Annotated in this window: 23 protein-coding genes; 9 read left to right on the forward strand and 14 right to left on the reverse strand. The window is 66.0% G+C overall.

The window, feature by feature from the left end:
• The 7 genes from CXZ05_RS19880 to CXZ05_RS19910 all read right to left on the reverse strand — a co-directional run.
• Window positions 1-319: SDR family NAD(P)-dependent oxidoreductase (locus CXZ05_RS19880; RefSeq protein WP_146033124.1), on the reverse strand; the 319-nt coding region annotated here is incomplete at its 3' end.
• Window positions 316-1,260 (reverse strand): 2-hydroxyacid dehydrogenase, encoded by a 945-nt coding sequence (locus tag CXZ05_RS19885; protein ID WP_102974190.1) that lies wholly within the window; start codon window positions 1,258-1,260, stop codon window positions 316-318. The genes CXZ05_RS19880 and CXZ05_RS19885, both read right to left, overlap by 4 nt.
• A gap of 80 nt (window positions 1,261-1,340) precedes the next feature.
• A complete protein-coding gene (locus tag CXZ05_RS19890) occupies window positions 1,341-2,096 on the reverse strand; it encodes an SDR family oxidoreductase (RefSeq protein ID WP_102974191.1) in 756 nt (251 codons plus the stop codon).
• Between the two features lie 30 nt (window positions 2,097-2,126).
• Entirely contained in the window at window positions 2,127-3,467 is a 1,341-nt protein-coding gene (locus CXZ05_RS19895; RefSeq protein WP_102974192.1) for an MFS transporter, read from the reverse strand.
• 48 nt (window positions 3,468-3,515) lie between these two features.
• Window positions 3,516-4,529 (reverse strand): biotin-dependent carboxyltransferase family protein, encoded by a 1,014-nt coding sequence (locus CXZ05_RS19900; RefSeq protein ID WP_102974193.1) that lies wholly within the window; start codon window positions 4,527-4,529, stop codon window positions 3,516-3,518.
• Entirely contained in the window at window positions 4,526-5,251 is a 726-nt protein-coding gene (locus tag CXZ05_RS19905) for an allophanate hydrolase subunit 1 (protein WP_102974194.1), read from the reverse strand. The genes CXZ05_RS19900 and CXZ05_RS19905 overlap by 4 nt, the downstream gene beginning before the upstream one ends.
• Before the next feature lies 1 nt (window position 5,252).
• Window positions 5,253-6,050, reverse strand: coding sequence for a LamB/YcsF family protein (locus tag CXZ05_RS19910; RefSeq protein WP_102974195.1), 798 nt, complete (start codon window positions 6,048-6,050; stop codon window positions 5,253-5,255).
• Between the two features lie 546 nt (window positions 6,051-6,596).
• Here CXZ05_RS19910 and nac point away from each other — a divergent pair.
• From nac to CXZ05_RS19925, 3 genes are all read left to right on the forward strand, one after another.
• On the forward strand, window positions 6,597-7,520 hold the full coding sequence (gene nac, locus CXZ05_RS19915) for a nitrogen assimilation transcriptional regulator NAC (RefSeq protein ID WP_102974196.1): 924 nt from the start codon (window positions 6,597-6,599) through the stop codon (window positions 7,518-7,520).
• 124 nt (window positions 7,521-7,644) lie between these two features.
• Window positions 7,645-7,878, forward strand: coding sequence for a hypothetical protein (locus CXZ05_RS19920; RefSeq protein ID WP_102974250.1), 234 nt, complete (start codon window positions 7,645-7,647; stop codon window positions 7,876-7,878).
• Window positions 7,879-8,055: 177 nt separating this feature from the next.
• Entirely contained in the window at window positions 8,056-9,780 is a 1,725-nt protein-coding gene (locus CXZ05_RS19925; protein WP_102974251.1) for an HNH endonuclease signature motif containing protein, read from the forward strand.
• Window positions 9,781-10,006: 226 nt separating this feature from the next.
• Here CXZ05_RS19925 and CXZ05_RS19930 read toward each other — a convergent pair whose 3' ends face one another.
• Both CXZ05_RS19930 and CXZ05_RS19935 read right to left on the reverse strand, forming a co-directional pair.
• A complete protein-coding gene (locus CXZ05_RS19930) occupies window positions 10,007-10,684 on the reverse strand; it encodes a 4-carboxy-4-hydroxy-2-oxoadipate aldolase/oxaloacetate decarboxylase (protein WP_102974197.1) in 678 nt (225 codons plus the stop codon).
• A 47-nt stretch (window positions 10,685-10,731) separates the two neighbouring features.
• On the reverse strand, window positions 10,732-11,940 hold the full coding sequence (locus CXZ05_RS19935; RefSeq protein WP_102974198.1) for an aspartate transaminase: 1,209 nt from the start codon (window positions 11,938-11,940) through the stop codon (window positions 10,732-10,734).
• A 241-nt stretch (window positions 11,941-12,181) separates the two neighbouring features.
• Here CXZ05_RS19935 and CXZ05_RS19940 point away from each other — a divergent pair, with 241 nt between their 5' ends.
• Both CXZ05_RS19940 and CXZ05_RS19945 read left to right on the forward strand, forming a co-directional pair.
• The gene (locus tag CXZ05_RS19940; RefSeq protein ID WP_258006654.1) at window positions 12,182-12,715 is read left to right on the forward strand and encodes a hypothetical protein; all 534 of its coding nucleotides are present in this window, start codon (window positions 12,182-12,184) and stop codon (window positions 12,713-12,715) included.
• A 99-nt stretch (window positions 12,716-12,814) separates the two neighbouring features.
• Entirely contained in the window at window positions 12,815-14,986 is a 2,172-nt protein-coding gene (locus tag CXZ05_RS19945) for a glycogen debranching N-terminal domain-containing protein (protein WP_102974200.1), read from the forward strand.
• Window positions 14,987-15,024: 38 nt separating this feature from the next.
• Here the strand turns inward: CXZ05_RS19945 and CXZ05_RS19950 are convergent, their stop codons facing one another.
• The 4 genes from CXZ05_RS19950 to CXZ05_RS19975 all read right to left on the reverse strand — a co-directional run bounded on the left by CXZ05_RS19950 (window position 15,025) and on the right by CXZ05_RS19975 (window position 16,831).
• Window positions 15,025-15,309, reverse strand: coding sequence for a hypothetical protein (locus CXZ05_RS19950; RefSeq protein WP_102974201.1), 285 nt, complete (start codon window positions 15,307-15,309; stop codon window positions 15,025-15,027).
• The gene (locus CXZ05_RS19955; protein WP_102974202.1) at window positions 15,306-15,821 is read right to left on the reverse strand and encodes a flavin reductase family protein; all 516 of its coding nucleotides are present in this window, start codon (window positions 15,819-15,821) and stop codon (window positions 15,306-15,308) included. The genes CXZ05_RS19950 and CXZ05_RS19955 overlap by 4 nt, the downstream gene beginning before the upstream one ends.
• Before the next feature lie 363 nt (window positions 15,822-16,184).
• On the reverse strand, window positions 16,185-16,571 hold the full coding sequence (locus CXZ05_RS19970) for a hypothetical protein (RefSeq protein WP_102974203.1): 387 nt from the start codon (window positions 16,569-16,571) through the stop codon (window positions 16,185-16,187).
• Window positions 16,568-16,831, reverse strand: coding sequence for a PadR family transcriptional regulator (locus CXZ05_RS19975; RefSeq protein WP_102974204.1), 264 nt, complete (start codon window positions 16,829-16,831; stop codon window positions 16,568-16,570). The genes CXZ05_RS19970 and CXZ05_RS19975 overlap by 4 nt, the downstream gene beginning before the upstream one ends.
• A 117-nt stretch (window positions 16,832-16,948) precedes the next feature.
• Between CXZ05_RS19975 and CXZ05_RS19980 the strand changes: the two genes are divergently transcribed.
• Genes CXZ05_RS19980 through CXZ05_RS19995 form a run of 4 tightly spaced genes read left to right on the forward strand, consistent with a single transcriptional unit; the run spans window position 16,949 to window position 20,010 of the window.
• Window positions 16,949-17,359: a molybdopterin-binding protein gene (locus CXZ05_RS19980; RefSeq protein WP_102974205.1), complete on the forward strand. Its 411-nt coding sequence runs from the start codon at window positions 16,949-16,951 to the stop codon at window positions 17,357-17,359.
• Entirely contained in the window at window positions 17,356-18,126 is a 771-nt protein-coding gene (gene modA, locus CXZ05_RS19985) for a molybdate ABC transporter substrate-binding protein (RefSeq protein WP_102974206.1), read from the forward strand. The genes CXZ05_RS19980 and modA overlap by 4 nt, the downstream gene beginning before the upstream one ends.
• Window positions 18,127-18,148: 22 nt before the next feature.
• Window positions 18,149-18,964: an ABC transporter permease gene (locus tag CXZ05_RS19990; RefSeq protein ID WP_102974252.1), complete on the forward strand. Its 816-nt coding sequence runs from the start codon at window positions 18,149-18,151 to the stop codon at window positions 18,962-18,964.
• Window positions 18,961-20,010 carry a sulfate/molybdate ABC transporter ATP-binding protein gene (locus CXZ05_RS19995; protein WP_102974207.1) on the forward strand — a complete coding sequence of 350 codons (1,050 nt, stop codon included), beginning with the start codon at window positions 18,961-18,963 and terminating at the stop codon, window positions 20,008-20,010. Before CXZ05_RS19990 ends, CXZ05_RS19995 begins: the two co-directional genes overlap by 4 nt.
• Here CXZ05_RS19995 and CXZ05_RS20000 read toward each other — a convergent pair.
• The gene (locus CXZ05_RS20000; RefSeq protein WP_258006660.1) at window positions 19,998-20,837 is read right to left on the reverse strand and encodes a nucleoside hydrolase; all 840 of its coding nucleotides are present in this window, start codon (window positions 20,835-20,837) and stop codon (window positions 19,998-20,000) included. The two genes, CXZ05_RS19995 and CXZ05_RS20000, sit on opposite strands and share 13 nt — an antisense overlap.
• Between the last annotated feature and the right edge of the window lie 104 nt (window positions 20,838-20,941).

A 20,941-nucleotide genomic window follows, 5' to 3' on the forward strand; every position in this document is an offset into this window, starting at 1 on the left:
GCTCCAGCATCGGCACCCGGTGCTGGATCCCGGCGTTATTCACCAGGATCTCCAACGGCCCCACCTGCTCCTCAACCCACGCCACACCCGCCGCGGCCGCAGCGTCATCCGTAACATCAAAGGCCACACTGTGCACCCGGCCCGGCGCGTACTCAGCCGCCATCACCACCTCAGCAGCCTTCAACCGCTCAGCATTCACCCCGTTCAACACCACCGTCGCACCCGCATCGGCCAAAGCCCGAGCCAACGCATGACCAATCCCCCGGCTCGAACCCGTCACCAACGCAACCCGCCCGGTCAAATCAAAAAGCGAAGTCATGCGAAGGGGCCCTTCTGAACCAGGTTGGCGGGGGTCTGTCCCGCGGCCAGTGCTTCGAGCTGCTGCCGCAGGAGCTTCAGGATCCGCGGCTGGAACGCGGACGCGTTGCCGCCGACGTGGGGTGTGATGAGGGCGTTGGGCGTGGACCACAGCGGGTGGTCCTGCGGCAGCGGTTCGGGATCGACGACGTCGAGGGCGCACTGCAGGCGGCCGGACAGGACTTCCTTGGTCAGCGCTGCCGTGTCCACCACCGGGCCGCGCCCCACGTTCACCACGAGGGCGCCGTCCGGCAGGGCGGCGAGGACCTTCTCACCGATCAGGTGATGCGTGTGGTCGTTCAGCGGCAGCACCGTGACCAGGATGTCGTGGGTAGCGGCGAGTGCGGCCAGGTCCGCCGAGGCGTGGACCTCTCCGGTTTCGTCGGTCCGCGCCGAGCTTCCCACCCTGGTGACCGTGACCTCGAAGGGCTCGAGCCGGCGGGCAATTTCGTGCCCGATCCCGCCGACGCCCACCAGCAGCACCCGGCGGTCCGCGAGGGACTGGCGCCGTTCCGGCCGCCAGAGGCCGTACTGCTGGTCGCGGACGGCCTGGTCGATGCCGCGCAGTTTGGCGAGGATCAGCCCCATCGCAAGTTCCGCCGTCGCCGCCGCATGCACGCCGGAGGCGTTGGCGACGCCGGCCGCCGGACCGGCGGCCTCAATGACGCCGTCGTATCCGGTGGACTGTGTCTGGACGAACTTCAGTTCGTCCACCTGGGCGAGCGATCCCAGAACCGCGCCGGCGTTGATGTAAGGAAGGATGACGCCGTCGATCTCTCCCAGCGCCGCGTCCTCGGGTTCCGACTTCATGTCCCAGACAACGCCCCTCAGTCCCTCGGGAAGGGGTGAGAGATCGGCGAGCAGTTGCCGGTCGGGGAAGCTGACGGTGCGTACTGGTTGCATCGGAAACCTATCGATTCTTTGGATCTGGGGTGGTGAATTGGATGGGGCCAGTTGTGGGCTGGGCCCCACCCTTGGCAACTTTAGGCTTGGCGCCGGTCGAACGTGAGCCCGCCGGGGACCTGGAAGGTGGGCATGAGTTCCATCATGCCCACGTTCACGTGGCGCGGGGTTTCGATGGCATAGTCCATGGCGTTGACGATGTCGTCGGTGGTCAGGGATTCGTAGCCCTCGTAGTACGTCTTCCAGGCCTCTTCCATGGCCTCGGGCGTGCCGCCCATGTTGCGGCCGAAAATCTCGGTCTCGACGCGTCCGGGGCAGATCTCGGTGACACGGATGCGCTTGCCCACGGTGTCGTTGCGCAGCTGGCGCGAGACCTGGTGCACGGCTGCCTTGGTGGCATGGTAGACCGTGTGGCCGTAGAAGTTGTAGAGGCCGGCGATGGAACTGATGTTGATGACGTGGCCGCGGTCGCGTTCCACCATGCCCGGCAGGACAAGGCGGGTGAGCTGGAGCAGACCGCGGAGATTGACGTCAATGAGCTCGTCGATGTCGTCCTCCGAGGAGTCCAGGATGTTGCCCGGCCGGGACACTCCGGCGCAGTTCACCAGGACGTCGACTTCGAGATTTCCGACGGCGGCCGTCAGGGCTGCGGTGTCGGTCAGGTCCACGACGTGGGGAATGGCGCCGGTCTTGTCGGCGAGGTCGTTCAGGCGTTCCTCGTTGCGGGCCACGGCGTGGACGGTGAGTCCGCGCTTGGCCAGGCGCTCGGCGATCGCGGCACCCATCCCGGTTGAGGCGCCGGTGACGAGGGCGGTTGAGTAGTCTGAAAACGGCATGTAAGTCTCCTGGTTGTGCAGTAGTAAGTGTTAGGCGTCGCGCAGCGGAAGGTGCGCGCGGTCCTTGACGGTGCTGACGGCCGCCAGCGTGCCCAGCGCCGTGATGACGGCGTAGAAGGCGGGCATGTAGACGTTGCCCGTGGACGAGATCAGCCAGGTCATCAGCAGTGGGGCGGTTCCGCCGAAGAGTGCCGAGGAGATGTTGTAGCCCAGGCCGTAGGCCGAGTACCGGACGCGGGTGGGGAACAGTTCCACGATCAGGATGTGGATCACTGCGGTGTGACCGGCGAACACAATGGCCATGATGCAGGCGCCCAGGATGGCCAGTGCCATGTTGCCGGTGGCGATGAGTGCGTAGGAGGGGATGCCCAGGACAGCCATGGCGATTGCCGAGCCTGCGATGACCTTCTTGCGGCCGATGCGGTCAGAAAGGGCCCCCATGAACGGGATGGCGATGCAGATGACCACGAGGCTGCACGCTGTGACCAGCAGGGCCTCACCGATGGTGAAGTTGAGCTGCTTGCCCTTGAGGAACGTGGGCATGTAGGAGAAGAGAACGTAGTAGCCGGAGCCGTTCATGAGCGGGATGAACAGGGCCAGGAGCATGGCGCGGCGGTGTTCGGCGGAGGCGAAGGCTTCCTTGAGGGGGTTCTTGGACAGGCCGCCTTCCTCCTTCAGTTTCACGAAGTTGGGGGTGTCCGCGATGGCCTTGCGGATGTACCAGCCGATGACGCCCATGGGGATGGCGACCAGGAACGGGATGCGCCATGCGAAGGCGCCGAAGCCGCCGCCGTCGATCGCTGCTGCGGTAAGCCAGGGCGACATGGAGAAGGCAACCAGGGTGCCAGTGAGCAGAGCGGCGAAGGAAGCGATCTGGGCGTACGAGGTGATGATGCCGCGCTTGCCTTCGGGGGCGTGCTCGGCGAGGAAGGTCATGGCGCCGGCAGCCTCACCGCCGACGGAGAAGCCCTGAAGCAGACGAAGCAATACCAGCAGCACTGGGGCCGCGATGCCGATGGCCGAGTAGGCGGGCAGGAGCCCGATGCCGGCGGTGGCGATGCTGATCAGCAGGATGACGAAGACCAGGAGCTTTTGGCGTCCGATCTTGTCTCCCAGGATGCCGCAGACCACGGCGCCGAGGGGGCGGACGAAGAAGGAGACGGCGTAGCCGGCGAAGACGAACAGCAGGGCGTTGTCCGGGTTGCCGGGTGCCAGGAAGACGAGGGCAAGCGTTCCGGCCATGAAGGCGAAAATGCCGTTGTCGTAGAGCTCCACAAAGATTCCGACGCACCCGGCCGTGACGACTTTCCGGGTCTGCCTCGCATCGAGGCGGTCGTGCTGCGGTGCAGTCGCACGCGTTGGTGTAGACATTTTCATTCCTAACTTGGACTTGGTTCGAGGGGAGGTCATCGGTGATCCTTAGCTGCCGGCTGCCGGTATAAGTTCCGGCCATCCGGGATCTTTTCCGATGCCAAGGAGGGCGAAGATTGTGCTGACTCGGGAACGGAGGTTTTCCAGTTCCCTTATTGCGGCCCGATGCTTTGCTGTGGCTTCGGGGACGGTGGTCTTGCGGAAGATAATGGTGTGCCCGGGCCGGGCCTGGGCGAGGGTGTCGAGCGAACGGCTGGTGACCACTGCCAGGACGGGGTACCCTGCGGTGACGCCGCGTCCCCGGTGCAGCACCAGCAGCTCTTCCCTGGAGGGAACCTCGATGGCCCCCACCGGAACGCCACGCGACAGCACTTCTGCTGACGATTGGCGTTCCGGAAGCGCCCCGCCGAGCCGCAGCCCGATGTGGTTGCTCCGGGCGCTGACGGTGTATTCGGTGTTGAACAGCAGCTCTGCTGTGTCGCCGAATTCTTCAACGTCCGGACCGTCCGTGACGTCGATGACCGCCCGGCTGCTGAACTCGGGCCGGGTCAGCCCCAGCCGGAACAGCGGAAGGTCAAAGTATGGCTGCCGGATGGGTCCGACGCTCCTGGAGGTCGTCAGCTCGGTACCCTCGGAGAGCCGAAGGCCGAAGCCGATGACCGTATCGGGGGCGCAGCTTCCCAGCAGCGCCGGCGCCTCGACCGAACCGTGGACGGCAAGGTAGGAGCGGAGGCCGCCGGTGATGCGGCGCACCGCCACGGTTTCCCCGGCACGGACGGACACCGGTTCCCACTGCGGGCATTCGCGCCCGCCGACCGTGAGGGTCAGCGGTGCGCCGGTGACGGCAATAAGGAGGTCCGTGCTGGCCTGCATCCGGAAGTCGAGGGCGGTTATTTCCAGCAGCGGGGCGTTGTCGGCGTTGGCGGCGAGGATGTTCGCCGCCCGTGCCGAGAACTGGTCGAGGGCCCCGTTGACGGGCAGCCCGAACCGGGGTCCGCGGAAGCGGCCCAGGTCCGTGACCACGGAGTTTCCGGGCTGCTGGATGATCAGTGACCCGCTCATCGCGCTGCCTCCAGTTTCCGGCCCGCGTAGTCCGCGAACTCTTCCGGCTGGATCTGGCGGAACCTCAGGAGGTCGCCGGGCAGGTAGGGAACCAGCGGTTCACTGGCGGCGTCAAGGACCGTCAGCGGGGTCTGTCCGATGACGCACCATCCGCCAGGTGCCACCGCCGGGGCGATGACGGCCTGCCGGCCCGCGACGGCGACGGCACCTGCCGGGACGGACAGCCGGGGATCCTTCAGCCGCGGAACGGGGAGCGGAAAATCGGGGCCGTCCATCATGGGCGAACCCGCAGGGGCGCCCAGGCAACGGATGACGTAGGACTTGGCCGTGTGCAGGGCGATGATCTCCTCCACGGAGAGCTGCTCGTGCTCGGCAACGCGCTCCAGGTCCGGGCCGTATTCGCCGCCGTAGACCACCGGGACGCTGAATTCGCGGGGCGTGCGGGCGGGTGCACCGACGTGCTCAAGCTGGCGCAGACCAAGGAGGACAAAGGCCCGTACCTGGCGCGCGGAGGTGACACCGGGATCAAATTCCACGAGCAGCGAGTCGTACGTCGGCACTGCGCCGTGTACGCCGTCGGCCCCTGCAGTTTCAAGCCACTGTGCGAGGGAATGGACGGTGCTCCAGTTGGCCTCCGTGTCAGCGGAGGAGGCGACAACCCGCAGGGCCGAATCCCCGGACTCGAAGATCTCCACCGGAGTCGGATTTGGGGTGGCAGCCATGTCAGGCGACCTTCCCTTTGGCCTCTTTGGCGGCAAGAACCTGGGCGAGCGGGGCGATGGTCACGCCGGCGTTCTCCAGTTCGGCGCGGACCTGGCGGGCCAGCTGCACGGCGCCGGGCGTGTCACCGTGCAGGAGGACGGTGTCGGCAACAATAGGCAGGTCTGTGCCGGCGACGGTCTCAATGAGCCCCTCACAGACCATCCGCACGGTTCGCTCCACGATGGCGGCAGGATCGTGGATCACGGCGCCGGGCCGGCCGCGGGGCACCAGGGTGCCGTCGGCCTCATAGGCGCGGTCGGCGATGCCGACGATGCCTACAGGGACCTGCCGTTCAGCAGCGGCGTCGGCGAGTTCACCGTCCTGCGCCAGGACGATGAGGCCGGGGTTCAGGCGGGCGGCGGCATCGGCCACCGCCGCTGCGTAATCGCGGCGGGTGGCAACGAGGTTGCCCAGGCGGCCGTGCGGTGCAATGTGGGCAACGGTGGTGCCGTGGTAAGCGGCGAAGGCGTTCAGCGCACCGAACTGGTACAGGACGTCGTTGCGGACCTCGTCCGCTGTCAGGTCCATGGCGCGCCGGCCAAAACCGCGCAGGTCCGGGAAGCTCGGGTGCGCCCCGATGCTGACGCCGCGGCGGACGCATTCAGCGACCGTGGCGTGCATGATGTCCGGGTCACCGGCGTGGAAGCCGCAGGCGATGTTGGCACTGGAAACCACCTCGAGCAGGGCAGCGTCGTCGCCCATCGAGTAGGCGCCAAAGCCTTCTCCGAGATCTGCGACGAGATCAACTGTGAGTCCCATTATCTGCGTTCCTGGGGTGGTTAGCAGCGGCCCTGCCCGCTGGGGCAAAGGGATCAGCTGCGCTGGTGATGAGGTGTGTCCGAACTGGCCCTGCGAGGGGTTCCCAGGTCGGTGCTGCCGGGCTACCGGCTTCTGCAAAAAAGTCTGACACCGGGATTTGGCTCACACAAAGACGTAATCGGTGTCACGGGATAGGTGCCGGTTATGACCGCCGCCGCGGTGGAGCCCATGAGCGTTTCCTTCCCACTAGGGAGGGTTCGGCCCGTGCCGGCCCGCCCTCGTTGCATTGAACATATGGAGCGTTTATTTCGGGAATGTAAAACGAGTCGGCTATTCCGATAAAATCTATTCCTATGCAAAATGCATCTGGCCCCATCGGGAAATTGCATGTCACCCGAGGGGATAGAATGTACCCTGAATGAAATGGCGTTCTGGGTTCAACCTAGTGTCAGCGATGTGGATCACACAAAGACCTATTGCGTGTCCCTCCATAGCATCCCGTTATGACCTTGCGGGTTCAGGACGCCGCAAAGAGAGAGGGCGGCCGTGGATACCAGGAAGCTGGCGTACTTCGTACAGATCGTGGACTCGGGGAGCATCACCAAGGCCGCGGCTGCGTTGCACGTGGCCCAGCCGGCCCTGAGCCAGCAGGTTTCAGCGCTGGAGACAGAACTGAAGCAGCGACTGCTGATCCGCAGCAAGCAGGGCGTGCAGCCCACGGCTGCCGGGCACACGCTGTACCGCCACGCCCAGTCCATCCTGCGGCTCGTCGCGCAGGCCCGAGTGGACGTTGCCAAGTCGGGGGCGGCGCCGTCCGGCCGCGTGTCGATTGCCATTGCGCCCTACAGCATGGCATCGAGCCTGACCCCGCAGATCATCAGCGAAGTGGCCCGCCGGTACCCGGACATCGTCCTGCACGTCACGGAAATCTACGGCGGAGTCCTGAGCGAGGCCATTAAGAACGGCCGGCTCGACATGGCGCTCATTTACGAGCCCGGCCCCATCCGCGGCGTCCTTTTCACCACGATGATCGTGGAGGACCTGCACCTGGTGGTCAACGCCGCCAGACCGGGTGTTAACGCGGAGAACGGCGAGATCACGCTGGAGGAAGTGGCCCGGCTGGGGCTCTTCCTTCCTGAGAAGATCCACACGCTGCGCCAGGCCGTGGAGGCCGGATTCGACAGCAAGGGACTGAAGCTCCAACTCGTGGGCGAGGTGGAGTCAGTGCCCTCGCTGGCCCGGCTGCTGCGTGCCGACCTTGGGGCCACCATTCTGCCTAAGTCGGCTGCGGACGCCCTGTTCCACGAGGAGGACTTCCATGTCCTGCGGATTGTGGACCCGGCGCTGCAGTGCAAGATCGCGCTGTGCACGCCCGATCACGACCCCCTCTCGGAGGCGGCATCGGCGGTGCTCCTGGTGCTGAAGGAAATGCTCCAGGAAATGCTCAACGATAAGTACGGCCGCTCATAGGTTTGGCTTATTAGGGCACTCATCATTTGTCTTAGTAACCGAGTGCCCGGGATTCTAGTATTGGTGGCAAGCCAAGAAATTGCGGTGAATGATATTCCGCAGACAATTTAACGGGGAGCCAGCCATGAAAAAGATCAGCACCGCCAGGAGAACTTCCGACCCGAGCCTGGGGCTTATGGCCAAAACCGGGTCGCATTGCCCGACCAACGGTTTCTGGCGGCCAGAGGACCGGTCCGCAGCGCCCATCTTCGTTTTCGAGGGCAGCATCATGCCGGTCAGCGGAGGCGGGTCGACGGTCTGGCACTTGGAGGACGCTGTCTTCGGCGCCCCGGCTTACCCGGTCCCCCATCGCGTCTAGCAGCCCTCGCCCCCCGCACCCAACTACGTAGCATTCAGGGCGTTCTCAGGGCTGGGAAGGCCGCGAGCTGCTACGCAGTTTCCGTCTCAGCTGGAGCTGAAAAAAGTTTTTGGATCCCGCCCTCATGTGGTGCCCGATCGGCCCTTTAATGTCGCACCCCCTTGGCAGACTGTGTTCATGGAAGGCATCGGGAATTCAGCACTGAAAGCAGGAGCGCGGCACTGCGGCGTTCTGCAGGCTGCCGCGGTTCCTGACGCCCTTTTCCCAGAAGCCGTTTTTCCTCTTGGCGCGTTTCCCGAGGCCGGGTTCGCAGACGGCGGTCTTCCATTCGCCGAGTTCTCGGACGACGGGCTGCCGTATGACGATGACCTCGACGCCGCGTTCCCGGCATCGTTTCCTGAGGACCCGTTTCCCGAGGCCCTGCTTGCCGACCGTCCTTTCGACGAGGACCTCTTAGACGACGGCGCCTTTGACGGCGGCCCTTTTGGCGACGGCGTTCCGTCCAGCGCCGCTTCGTCCCGGTACATTGCGGCCGGTTCCTTTGCCCAGGACCGTACGACAGCGACGGGTTGGTTTCTCCCGGCAGCAGACCTCACCGCCGACAGTGCCGGGCTGATTGACCAGATACGCGGCTACGAGGACTTCAAGTGCTGGGCTGCCGGGCAACAGGCGCGGCTTGCTGTGTCCTTCGAGATCCGGCACCGCGAGGAACACGTCGATGATGCGGCGCAGGACGGCCTTGAGCAGGCCAGCCCTGGCCCCCTGGCTGCGGAGGAGGATCTGGGCAAGAAACGCCCCAAGGACCACAGCATGGGCGCCGCTGAGCAGATCGCGCTGGCCCGTGGCGAGTCCCCGAACCGGGGCGGCCGGCTGCTCGGCATGTCTAAGGCCCTGGTTACCGAGATGCCCCACAGCCTGGCCGCCCTGGACACCGGGCAGCTGAATGAAGAGCGCGCCATGTACGTCGTGAAGGAGACAGCCTGCCTGAGTGTCGACGACCGGTCCGCGGTCGACGAGGAACTCGCCGCCGACACCGGAACCTTCAAAGGCGCCGGGACCCGGACCGTCATCGCCGCAACCCGGGCCGCCGCCACCCGCAGGGATCCGCGCTCGGTGACCCAGCGGGCGAGCCATGCCGCCTCGGAGCGGTCCGTGAGCCTGCGCCCGGCCCCGGACTGCATGACGTATTTCACGGCGCTGCTGCCCGCCCACCAGGGAGTCGCGGTGTATGCGGCCCTGACACGGCAGGCCGATTCCCTCCGCTCCGCGGGAGATCCGCGGTCCCGGAACCAGGCCATGTCCGACACCCTGGTCGAGCGGATCACTGGCACCCCCGGCGGCATCACCGGCGTCGAGATCAACCTCGTCATGACCGACCGCACCCTCCTCCAAGGCGACACCGAACCCGCCCGGATACCCGGCTACGGCATCGTCCCCGGCGCTTGGGCACGCGACCTCCTCAAGACGGATCCTCTGAAGGAACTGAAGATCTGGATCAGGCGGCTCTACACCGCCCCCGGGACCGGCGACCTCGTGGCCATGGACTCGCGGCGGCGCCTCTTCCCTGCACCACTGCGTCGCTTCATCCAAATCCGGGACGACACCTGCCGCACCCCCTACTGCGACGCCCCCATCCGCCACTTTGACCACATCGTCCCCTGGCACGGCGACGGTCCAACGAGCCTGGCGAACGGTGCCGGCCTCTGCGAGGCATGCAACCACACCAAAGAACACCCCGGCTGGAAAGCCCACCCCAGACCCGGACCGCGGCACACCATCGAACTCACCACACCCACCGGCCACACCTACCGATCCACGGCACCCCCGCTACCCGGAACAGGACTGACCGGAACCGGGGTGCGCGAAACGCGCCGATCCGAAAAGCGTGGCCCATCGCCCTAACGGGCGGGGGCCGGGGCGGCCACGCAGCCCCGGGAGCGTTAAATAGATACGCCTCAGGCGGGACAGAAGGCTGTCCCGCCTGAGGCGATGGCGGCGCCTTCTGGCACGGGCGCGTCAAGGCACCGGAGCCTCCCGGGCCGCCGTCGCTACGCGACTACGCGTGCTCGCGGCCCAGACCCTTGGCCTTCAGAAGCTCCGGGCCCGCTGCCCCACGGCCGCTCCGCGACTAAGCCTGCTCGACGAGCAGGCCCTTGGACTTCAGCACCTCGGTGAGGTTGCACAGCTCGATGGTGGTTCCGCCGGCCTTATAGAGGCCGATGAGCTCGCGCTCAGCGTCGTCACGTTCCTGGGAGAGGCGGATGACTTCCTCGATCTCGTCCTTCCGGACCACAACAACACCGTCGGCGTCGCCGCGCAGGACGTCGCCCGGGTAGATGATCTCGTCACCGAAAACCACCGGGTGGTTGATCGGGCCGATGGTTTCCTTAACTGTGCCCTTAATGGAGACACTGCCGGAGAACACTGGCAGGCCCAGTTCGATGAGGTCCTGGGTGTCGCGGACACCGGAGTCCGTCACCAGGCCCGCGAGGCCCTTGGCCTTCATGGCATTGCCGAGGACGTCGCCGAACGTGCCGGCTTCCTCGTACTCCCCGGCCGCGGCCAGGACAACGTCTCCAGCCTCGGCGTAGTGGATGGCCACCTGCAGCATGAGGTTGTCCCGCGGCGCGCAGCGGACAGTGGTGGCAGGGCCGCAGAAGGACATGCTGCGGTCGATCGGCTTGATCCTGGAGCTGAGCGCTCCCTTGCGGCCCTGTGCCTCGTGGATTGTGGCTGAGGAGAACCGCGCCAGGCGGCGGACGGCGTCGGCGGCGGGTCGTTCGATGGTGGTCTTTACGTGGATCACGGAATTTTCCTTCATTTGGTGGGGTAGCTGAGCGCCCGATTGGCGGGTTAGCTGAGGGCCCGGACGGCCTTGTCGATGGCTGCGATGGACTCTTCAATGACTTCGAGGCTGGTGGCGTAGGAGATGCGGAAGTACGGGCCCAGTCCGTAGGCCGAGCCCTGGATGACGGCGACGGAGGCCGCCTCCAGAAGGTAGAGCGTGAAGTCCTCGTCGTTGCCGATGACCTTCCCTTCCGGGGTGGTCTTGCCGATGGCACCGCCGCAGTTGACGTACGCGTAAAAGGCGCCTTCCGGCGTCGCGCATGAAAGGCCGTCGACGGCGTTCAGCGCCGCTACCGCTGCATCGCGGCGGCTGCGGTAGACCTCCACGCTCTCCCGGACGAAGGTCTGGTCGCCGGTGAGCGCGGCGGCGCTGGCCGCCTGGCTCACCGAGGACGGGCAGGAGGAGATCTGCGACTGGAGCTTGTTGATCGCCGCGATCAGCGGCGCCGGCCCGGCGGCATAACCCAGCCGCCAGCCGGTCATGGCGTAGGCCTTCGAAACACCGTTGACGGCAAGGATGCGGTCCTTGAGTTCCGGAGCAACCTCCACAAGGCTCTGAATCCAGCCGGAGCCGAAGTAGATCTGGTCGTAGATCTCGTCCGTCAGGACATAAACCTGTGGGAAGTTCGCGAGGACATCCGCCAGGGCCCGCAGTTCCGACGTGGAGTAAACGGCGCCTGTGGGGTTTGACGGGGTGTTCAGGATGACCCACTTGGTCCGTTCGTTCAGCGCCCCGGCCAGGGCCTCGGGGGTCAGCTTGAAGCCCGACTCCTCGCCACATGTGACAACCACCGGGGTGCCCTCGTTCGCGAGCACCATGTCCGGGTAGGACACCCAGTACGGGGCAGGAACCACAACCTCGTCGCCGGCGTCCAGCGAAGCCATGAACGCCGTGAAGATCACCTGCTTGGCGCCACCGCCGATGGTGATCTCAGCCGGGGTGTAGTGGATGCCGCTGCGCAGCTCGATGGTCTGGAGGATCGCCTTCTGCAGTGCCGGCGTACCGGTGACCGAGGTGTACTTCGTCTCCCCCTTGCTGATCGCCTCAACCGCTGCGGCTTTGATGTGCTCAGGGGTATCGAAGTCCGGCTCACCGACTGTCAGGTCCAGGATCCGGCGCCCTTCTGCCTTCAGCTCACGCACGCGGGCCGCTGCGGCCACGCTGGCAGATTGCTTGATGCGGGACACTCGCGATGCAGGTTCAAATTCAGACATGGTCTCTTCCTAGGGAGTCAGGACGAAGCGATATTCGTTCCTTCGACACTAGGGAATCCCGGCCGGTCTGGATAAGACCTAATCTGCGTGGACGGATAAGCGTCTCTTATGGACCGCCGTCGTCCTTCTGCCAAGCACGCAACCCAAACTTTTTGGTTATGGCTCCACGCACTATAGGTATTTCCGCCCCTTGCTCCGTTCTGCCTAGCCTTCTAGGTAAGTCGTCAATCCGATCCGAGGAGTGCTGTTGGCTATTCTGCACCGTGATGACCGCGGCGACGGCTACTACCGCTACCGGGGGACCGCGAAAGCCGATACGACCGCCGTGCAGGCAGACAAGACGCGCGAGCTGCTCCGGGACAGCCGGCAGCGGATTTCCTTCAATGCCACCAGCATGCGCGCCCTCTCCGTAAGGCTGAATCAGCAGATCGCCCAGGCGCTCTGCGACGGCATGAAGGGCACGCGCCTCGCCGAAGCCGCAGAGCTCTCCCGCTGGGCCGTCCGCACCGTTGGCCTGTCGTCCGAGGACCTGCTCCCGTCGGGGATGCCGGCGGAGCAACACCTTGCCTCGATCCGCCAGCTCAAGTCGGAACTGGCGGAACTTGAAGAGTCCAAAATTGCTCTGGAAGACCGCCGCCTGAACCTTTTGGCAGCAGCACGACGGCGGGGAGTTCTGGATGACTATGAGCTCGCCGCGCTCAGCGGTTTGCAGCCCGAAACCATCCGGAAGATGACGTGGGGCGTCCAGGCCGGATCCGGCGCGATCCCGGCATAAGTGTGCACCCGGCGTCGAGCGCGTCAAGCCCTAGCTAGGCGGAGCGGGCAAGCGTAGCGTCGAACTGCACGCTGTTGCTGGTTGCTCGGAGGTGGCGCAATGGCTGGATGGAATGCTGATACGGCGGCGGGCCCGTTGGGGGCCGGGACGGTCACTCTGGTCGAGGGATCGTCCTTCTGCATTTCCTTGCCGAACGGCGACATCAGCGCCGATCATCCGCATGGCCTCTTTGTGCAGGACGCCCGCATCCTTTCGGGCTGGAACCTGACGGTTGATGGATTGGCGCTGGAGCCGCTGGCGGCCGAGACGAAGGAGCCGTACCGCGCGCTGTTTGTGGGACGGGTTCCCCGCTCGGACGGCTACGCCGACAGTCCCCTGATCGTGGAGCGGCTCCGGGAAGTGGGGGCCGGGATCCAGGAGCAGGTCACCGTCCGGAACTACTCCCTCGAACCGGCCCAATGCGTCATCGCGTTGAGGATCGAAGCGGATTTTGCGGACCTCTTCGAGGTGAAAGAGGCACGGATCCAGCGGCGCTGGGACGAAAGCCGGCAGTCCGACGGCGGTGCCCTCACCATTCGTGCGGCGTGGCAGGATGTCCGGAAGGGCGTGGTGGTCCAGGCCCCGGGTGCGGACATTTCGACGGATACCGTGACGTACCGGGCCTCAGTTCCGGCGCATGGACACTGGAGCGCGGTCCTGACCGTGCTTCCCAGCATCGAGGGGACAGATTCGGTGACGGCCTTCGTCCATTCCGAAGGGGATGGCTTGTCGCCCCGGGACGTCCGCCGGCGGGAATGGGTGGCGAAGATTCCGGTCCTGCAGATGGGCAACCGGTCTGTTGAACGGACGTTGCGCCGCAGCTACGACGATCTGGGCGCCCTTCGGATTGAGGACCCCGACCACCCTGAACGTGTCGTGGTGGCCGCCGGGGCGCCCTGGTTCATGACCTTGTTTGGCAGGGACTCGCTCTGGGCTTCAGTCATGGCGATGCCAGTGGACCCGTCCCTGGCGCTGGGCACCCTGCAAACTTTGGCGGACCGCCAGGGATCCGTGGTGGACCCCATGACCGAGGAAGAACCGGGCAAGATCCTCCATGAGGTCCGGCTGGACGTTTCCAGCGGGCTGTCCCTGGGCGGCAAGTCGAACTACTACGGCAGCGTCGATGCCACACCCCTGTTCCTGATGGTGCTCGGGGCGGTCAGCCGCTGGGGCTTCGCCGCGGATACTATCGCCGCGTTGCTCCCTCATGCGGACCGCGCGCTCGAGTGGATCATGAAATACGGGGACAAGGACGGCGACGGCTTCGTGGAGTACGAGCGCCTCAATGACCAGGGGCTGATCAACCAGGGCTGGAAGGACTCCTGGGATGGAATCAACTTCGCCAACGGCAAACTGGCCGAGCCGCCGATCGCACTCTGCGAGGTCCAGGCCTACGTGTACGTCGCTTACCTTTCGCGTGCCTGGCTGGCGTACGACGCCGGGGACACGGCTTTTGGGAATGAGCTCGCCGACCGCGCGGCCCGGCTGAAGAAACAGTTCAACGAGCAGTTCTGGATCCCTGAACGCGGGTACTACGCCATTGCCCTGGACGGGAAGAAAAGGCAGGTGGACGCGTGCGCGTCGAACATGGGCCACTGCATGTTGCAGGGCCTCATTGACGAGGACAAGGCACCTCAGGTGGCCGAACGGCTAATGTCCCCCGAGATGTTCAGCGGCTGGGGTGTGCGCACCCTGGCCAGCGACATGGGTGCCTACAACCCCGCCAGCTACCACAACGGATCTGTGTGGCCGCACGACAACGCCATTGTCGCGGCCGGGCTCCTCCGCTATGGCTTCGTTGATGAGGCGCAGCGGATCGCCACCGGCATGATGGATGCTGCCGAGTACTCCGACGGCCGGCTCCCGGAGCTGTTCTGCGGTTTCAGCCGGGAACAGCTCACCGCCCCGGTCCCGTATCCGACGGCGTGCTCGCCTCAGGCCTGGGCGGCCACCGCACCGATCCAGCTGGTGACGAGCCTGATGCGCTACGACCCGGTGGTTTCCGCCGGCGGGGTATGGATGGATCCCGTTCTTCCGGAGTCCTTTGGGGATCTGCACATCACCAACGCACCTCTGGGCGGCGGCCGCATCACCATCGACATTGCCAATTCCATCCCCTCGGTCCAGGGACTGCCCGACGGAATGACGTTCCTCCAGGGGCACCGTCCGTGGATGATTGAACTGGTCGAGCAGGCCCATCGCCGCCGAAGGGAGCGGTTCGAAAGCCGGTAGCCCGCGGCCCGCGGCCCGCGGAGGAAGCACAGCCACAGTCAATCCCGATACCGGAGCCGCACTCCGTCGCGGTTGCCGTACATCTGGCGGCCCTGCCCGGCGGAACTGATGATCCACACCAGGCCGGAGTCCCGCGTCTTGGAGTCGACGCGGCCGGTGTAGGAGTGCCCGGCGGGAAGCGTGACTTCAACCGTGGCCCCCACCTCGATGGCCTCCCAGTCCTCCGCAGGCTGCCACATTTCGTCGCTGGTTTCCGGCTGCGCGTGCCGGCGGCCGCGCCGCCGTGACGTTGCCTTCACCCTCGCCACACCGCCCCGCGTCATGCGACACCCTCCAGGATCTTGGCCCGTGGCTGCACGGAGACGTAGTCGCCCTTGAAGAAGAGGAGGGGATCGACGTCGGAGCGGGCGCTCAGCGCGTGGACCGCGGCCACCACGATGGTGTGGTCGCCGCCGTCGTACTCCTGGTGGAGCTCGCAGTCCACCCAGGCCAGGGCGCCGTCGAGGACGGGGTTGCCGAGGGGCGACGGCGAGTGGTCAACGCCGGCGAACTTGTCTGCACCGGACCGCGCGAACTGGGCCGCGAGGTGCTGGTGGTCGGCGGGGAGGATGTTGATGGTGAAGCGGCCCGCCTGCCGCAGCAGCGGCCAGGTGCTGGAGGTCCGTGCCGGGCTGAAAGTCACCAGCGCCGGTTCCAGCGAGAGGGACGCGAAGGACTGGCAGGTAAACCCGGCAGGGCCGTTCTCAGTGGCGGCGGTGATCACGGTCAGGCCCGTTGCGAAGTGGCCCAGCACGTTGCGGATCCGGCGCGGGCTGAGGTCTGAGAGTTCCGTCATGGCGAGTCCTTTCGAAGCGTGTACACCCAATCAAGCACCTCGCTGCCCGCTTCCAAACCCCGGCCGCAACGAACTGACGCGCATGGAAACGTAGGTTCACCGGCCGAAGCGGGACGTAACAAAACAGTCCACTTACGAGGGCTTTGGGCACCATCTTCCCGGCGCCCCGGAGCCTGCGCCCGACCGCCTGGAACTGCTGCTCGATGCCGCGTCACGGGCCAGGGAGGGTGTCCTTTTGGTCGCCGAGGACGCGGCCGACGGCGGCCTGGTGGGTACAGGGAGCGGTCTGCAAAACCGTATACGCGGGTTCGAATCCCGCCATCACGTCAGGTGTGGAGGACGGCTCAGGTTTGGGAGGACGGCTCAGGTTTGGGAGGACGACGGCACCGGGCGGAGGCAATCGGTAAGAAATCCGGCCAGGACGCCTCCCAGGGATACGGCGAGCGCCGGCAGCAGGGTCATGGGCCCCACGGTTTCCCGGATATCGACGCCCAGGAACGGCGTGACCACGACGTCCAGCACGTACACCAGGGACGCTGCCACGGCCACGGTGGTAACGACCGTTCCGCGTGACCGGCTCTTCCCTTTCGGGAACTGCCTGGCGTACTCCTTCGCAGCCCCGAACTCGTCCTTTGCCGGCGTGCCGGTGGCCGCCTCGTGGGCGCACACCTCTTCCAGCGTTTCGGCGATCTCGCGCTCAGAGATGCCACGTATCCGAAGGTTAAAGGCCAGGTCGCGCTCGTAGGTCATGGGTTGTCCTGTCTGCTGGTCCGAATCCTGCTGAGTGCTTCATCCATCTGCCGCCACGCATCCGCCGCCCGCGTCAGTTCCGCGCGGCCTTCGTCCGTAATGGCGAATTGCTTGCGGCCCGGCCCCGCTGTGTCGTGCTGCCATTCATGGCTGACCAGCCCCTGCTCCTCCAGGCGCCTCAGCAACGGATATAGCGTCCCGCCTTGGGTTCGGGGGAACCCGCCGGAGCGGAGGACTTCGATCATGGCGTAGCCGTGCATCTCCCCTTAGGTTGGACGGCAATCCCACTCGGGTACCCGACGAGCAAAATCGAAGGTCGTATTCGGATTTGCGGCAAAACACTCCAGTAATCACCGCAAATAGTGGAATATGGTGTCATGCCGAAAATACGCATCTCCGAAGCAGCGCGCTTCCTGGGCGTCAGCGACGACACCGTCCGCCGCTGGACCGAGAACGGGACCCTGACCGCGGCGAAGGACGCCTCCGGCCGGCTGGCCGTTGAGGGTCTTGAACTCGCGCACCTCGCCCGCGACCAGGCGCAGCTGCCCGAAGACCCCACCCGCGTGGGCAGCTCTGCCCGCAACCGGTTCGTTGGCCTCGTCACCGGGATCACCGCGGACAAGGTCATGGCCCAGGTGGAGCTGCAGTGCGGCCCGTTCCGCGTCGTCTCCCTGATGAGCAGCGAAGCAGTTCGGGAGCTCGGCCTCGAACTCGGCTCCGTGGCCACCGCCGTGGTCAAGGCCACCACAGTCATCATCGAAACACCCCAGGGAAAGAGCATCATATGAGCATCAACCGCGTGCGCGTCAGCGCCCTGCTGGCCGCCGGTACCCTTGCCGCCGGGCTGTCTGGCTGCACTGCTCCCAATAACGCGAGCGGCACCCGCACCGTGACCGTGTTTGCCGCCGCGTCGCTGAAGGCGACCTTCACCAGGATCGCCTCCGAATTCAAAGCCGCGAACCCGGGCACCCGGGTCACGCTCAACTTTGCCGGGTCCTCGGACCTGGCCACCCAGATCAGCCAGGGTGCTCCGGCCGACGTGTTCGCCTCCGCCGACGCCAAGAACATGGCCCAGCTCTCCGACGCGGAGCTCATCGACGGAACGGCGAGCAACTTCGCCACCAACGTCCTGGAGATCGCGGTTCCGCAGGCCAACCCGGCGTCGATCAGTTCCTTCGCCGACCTGGCAAAGCCGGGCGTCAAGGTGGTTGTCTGCGCACCGCAGGTGCCCTGCGGCTCCGCCACAGAGACGGTGGAGAAGGCCACTGGGACCACCCTGAAACCTGTCAGTGAGGAATCCTCCGTCACCGATGTCCTGGGCAAGGTCACCTCCGGGGAAGCCGACGCCGGCTTGGTCTACGTCACCGACGTCAGGAACGCAGGCGACAAGGTCAAGGGCATCACGTTCAGCGAGTCGGACCAGGCCGTGAACACCTACCCGATCGCCACCGTGGGCAGCAGCAAGAACAAGGAACTGGCCAGGGCCTTCATCGCCATGGTCACCGGCAGCGAAGGCAAGAAGGTCCTCAGTGACGCCGGTTTCGGCACGCCGTAGCAAGGCTTGGACGGTCCGCAAAGTGAACAGGCGGGACACCGGATACACCGGTGTCCCGCCGTGGGTGTTCGCCCTCGCGGCAGCAGGGGCTCTGTTTGTCCTGCTGCCGCTGGCCGCCATGGTGGCCAAGGTGAACTGGGGGCAGTTCATCCCGCTCATTACGTCGGAGGCGTCACTCACCGCTCTGGGCCTGAGCCTGCGGACCTCGGCGACGAGTACGGTGCTGTGCATCGTTCTTGGCGTGCCGCTGGCCCTCGTCCTGGCCCGTGCCAGCTTCCCGGGCCAGCGGCTGCTCCGGGCCTTCGTGCTGCTCCCCCTGGTCTTGCCGCCGGTCGTCGGCGGCATCGCCCTGCTCTACACGTTTGGCCGGCAGGGCCTGCTCGGGCGGAGCCTGGAGCTGGCGGGGATCCAGATCGCCTTCTCCACTACCGCCGTCGTTCTTGCCCAGACGTTCGTGGCGCTGCCGTTCCTGGTGGTCAGCCTCGAGGGCGCCCTGCGCACCGCCGGCACCAAATACGAGGCGGTCGCGGCGACGCTTGGCGCGCGCCCCACCACGGTGCTGCGCCGGGTCAGTATCCCGCTGGTGCTGCCGGGGCTGGCTTCCGGCGCCGTGCTGTCCTTCGCGCGCTGCCTTGGGGAGTTCGGCGCCACCCTGACGTTCGCCGGCAGCCTGCAGGGGGTCACGCGCACCCTGCCGCTGGAGATCTACCTGCAGCGCGAAACCGATGCCGACGCCGCCGTCGCGCTCTCACTGGTGCTGGTCGCGGTGGCCGTCGCCGTCGTCGGGCTTTCCTACCGGCGCCCCCGGGCGCAGCCGGCAGAGGCGGGACCAGCATGACCTTCTCACTTGACGCCACGCTGCACGCGCGCAACTTCGACGTCGGGCTCACGCTCGGGCCCGCGGAAACCGTCGCCGTGCTAGGCCCCAACGGAGCCGGCAAGTCGACACTGCTGGGGATCATCGCCGGGCTCCTCCGCCCGGACAGCGGACATGCAGTGCTCGGACAGAAAACGCTGTTCATGCTCGACGACGGGAACCGCCACTTCCTGCCGCCGCACGCTCGGGGAACAGCGCTGCTCGCGCAGGAGCCGCTGCTGTTTCCGCACATGACCGTGCTGGAGAACGTCGCCTTCGGACCTCGGGCGGCCGGCGCGAACCGGGCCAGTGCGCTGCAGACGGCGCGCCACTGGCTGGCCGAAGTGGAGGCCGCGGAGTTCGCTGACCGGCGGCCCGGCCAGCTCTCGGGCGGTCAGGCACAGCGCGTCGCCATCGCCCGTGCCCTGGCCACTGACCCCGAACTGCTGCTGCTCGACGAACCCATGGCGGCCCTCGACATCCATGCCGCACCCATGCTGCGCAGGCTCCTCAAGCGGGTCCTCGCCAACCGCCGGGCCATCATCATCACGCACGATGTCCTGGATGCGCTCATGCTCGCCGATCGGGCAATCGTGATCGAGGGCGGGCGGATCACCGAGGAAGGCCCCACCCGGGCGGTCCTGGAGAAACCGCGCAGCAAGTTCGCCGCCGGCTTGGCGGGCATGAACCTCCTCCCCGGCACCATCACAGGCCACGGGCTCACATCCGACGGCGGACTGGACATCACCGCGCACCCCGAGGACGGTGCCGTGCCCGGCCAGGACGGCGTCGCCGTCTTTTCGCCGACGGCGGTCTCGGTCTTCCTGAGCGCTGAACACGGCAGCCCACGGAACTCGTTCGCCGTCACCATCACGGACCTGGAACCCCACGGCGACCAGATCCGCATCCACGCCGATGGGCTGTCCGCGGACATCACCCCGGCAGCCTCGGCAGACCTCGAACTCACATCCGGGATGACCGTCTACTTCGTCATCAAAGCCACGGCCATCGCCGTTTATCCGGCCTGACTGTGCAACTGCAGCCGCGCAAAGAAGTCGGCAATGATCAGGCGTGAATCCACGCTTGTGTAGGTCCTTCCGGAGGGCGAACCGCCCGTTTCCTCGAACCTGCACGTAATGTCGTCAAGCCCGGTGACGACGAGCGGCGCACTGTCTCCCAGGCACCACAGCGGACCGAATTTGACGAAGTCTGGGACCTCCAGGCTGTTGAACCGTTCCCACAGCCAGGCACCGCCCGCTCCCGCCGCCTTGAGCGAGTAGTCGAGTTCGGCAACAGAAATGACAACCTGGCGGTAGGTTTCCACCGGAAACTGCCATACGGCGAGTCGTTGATTCTCCAGCACAAACCGGGCCGCCGCTGGATCCGTGTAGTAATTGTATTCATCCTCGTCCGCAGCGGACCCGCCGACCCACGCGAGGGTGAACGAGGCCGCGATTTCCGGTTCCAGCAGGAGGGCGTCAGCAACGTTCGCGAGGGGGCCGGCACACACGAGAATGAGGGGCACTTCTCCGACGGCCCCGGTGCGAACTGCGTCGATGATGGCCCGCGCGGCAGCTGTGTCCCGGCGTTGCCCGGTGAACGGGGCGTCGGAACCGGCGTGAACGGTTGCCAGCTCCGGGAGCTTCAAAACGCGGAGCAAGTCCTCCGCGAGGTCCGACCCGCCCTTGGCCATGCCTTCGGGCGGCCCGAACATGGGGTTTGTCAGCGAGCTCGTCACCGCGATGATCTCGTTGGCGGGAGACAACGCGTGATGGGCCAGTCCGATCAGTCCGTCCGGGTCGCCTGCCCAGTCGTTGTCCAGGATGATTCGGCAGCGCGGTTCCATATCGATCATGTTCACGTGAGTAAGCGTGGCCCGGTCCGGCCTGTTCTGCCTCCGGCGATTTCAATGAGTGGAACGGGCGTCAAGGGCGGGCAGCCCGAAGGCCGCCCGCCCCT

The organism is Arthrobacter sp. AFG20 (genome assembly GCF_002892795.1).
Lineage (GTDB): Bacteria > Actinomycetota > Actinomycetes > Actinomycetales > Micrococcaceae > Arthrobacter.

Excerpts from the sequence above, each read along its gene's own strand:
- CXZ05_RS19975 (WP_102974204.1), bottom strand. The coding sequence starts at position 16,831 with ATGCACGGCTACGCCATGATCGAAGTCCTCCGCTCCGGCGGGTTCCCC.
- CXZ05_RS19910 (WP_102974195.1), bottom strand. The coding sequence starts at position 6,050 with ATGGGACTCACAGTTGATCTCGTCGCAGATCTCGGAGAAGGCTTTGGC.
- CXZ05_RS19900 (WP_102974193.1), bottom strand. The coding sequence starts at position 4,529 with ATGAGCGGGTCACTGATCATCCAGCAGCCCGGAAACTCCGTGGTCACG.
- CXZ05_RS20000 (WP_258006660.1), bottom strand. The coding sequence starts at position 20,837 with ATGATCGATATGGAACCGCGCTGCCGAATCATCCTGGACAACGACTGG.
- CXZ05_RS19920 (WP_102974250.1), top strand. The coding sequence starts at position 7,645 with ATGAAAAAGATCAGCACCGCCAGGAGAACTTCCGACCCGAGCCTGGGG.
- CXZ05_RS19895 (WP_102974192.1), bottom strand. The coding sequence starts at position 3,467 with ATGTCTACACCAACGCGTGCGACTGCACCGCAGCACGACCGCCTCGAT.
- CXZ05_RS19955 (WP_102974202.1), bottom strand. The coding sequence starts at position 15,821 with ATGACGGAACTCTCAGACCTCAGCCCGCGCCGGATCCGCAACGTGCTG.
- CXZ05_RS19950 (WP_102974201.1), bottom strand. The coding sequence starts at position 15,309 with ATGACGCGGGGCGGTGTGGCGAGGGTGAAGGCAACGTCACGGCGGCGC.
- CXZ05_RS19925 (WP_102974251.1), top strand. The coding sequence starts at position 8,056 with ATGGAAGGCATCGGGAATTCAGCACTGAAAGCAGGAGCGCGGCACTGC.
- CXZ05_RS19980 (WP_102974205.1), top strand. The coding sequence starts at position 16,949 with ATGCCGAAAATACGCATCTCCGAAGCAGCGCGCTTCCTGGGCGTCAGC.
- modA (WP_102974206.1), top strand. The coding sequence starts at position 17,356 with ATGAGCATCAACCGCGTGCGCGTCAGCGCCCTGCTGGCCGCCGGTACC.
- CXZ05_RS19935 (WP_102974198.1), bottom strand. The coding sequence starts at position 11,940 with ATGTCTGAATTTGAACCTGCATCGCGAGTGTCCCGCATCAAGCAATCT.
- CXZ05_RS19885 (WP_102974190.1), bottom strand. The coding sequence starts at position 1,260 with ATGCAACCAGTACGCACCGTCAGCTTCCCCGACCGGCAACTGCTCGCC.
- CXZ05_RS19970 (WP_102974203.1), bottom strand. The coding sequence starts at position 16,571 with ATGACCTACGAGCGCGACCTGGCCTTTAACCTTCGGATACGTGGCATC.
- CXZ05_RS19905 (WP_102974194.1), bottom strand. The coding sequence starts at position 5,251 with ATGGCTGCCACCCCAAATCCGACTCCGGTGGAGATCTTCGAGTCCGGG.
- CXZ05_RS19945 (WP_102974200.1), top strand. The coding sequence starts at position 12,815 with ATGGCTGGATGGAATGCTGATACGGCGGCGGGCCCGTTGGGGGCCGGG.
- CXZ05_RS19995 (WP_102974207.1), top strand. The coding sequence starts at position 18,961 with ATGACCTTCTCACTTGACGCCACGCTGCACGCGCGCAACTTCGACGTC.
- CXZ05_RS19890 (WP_102974191.1), bottom strand. The coding sequence starts at position 2,096 with ATGCCGTTTTCAGACTACTCAACCGCCCTCGTCACCGGCGCCTCAACC.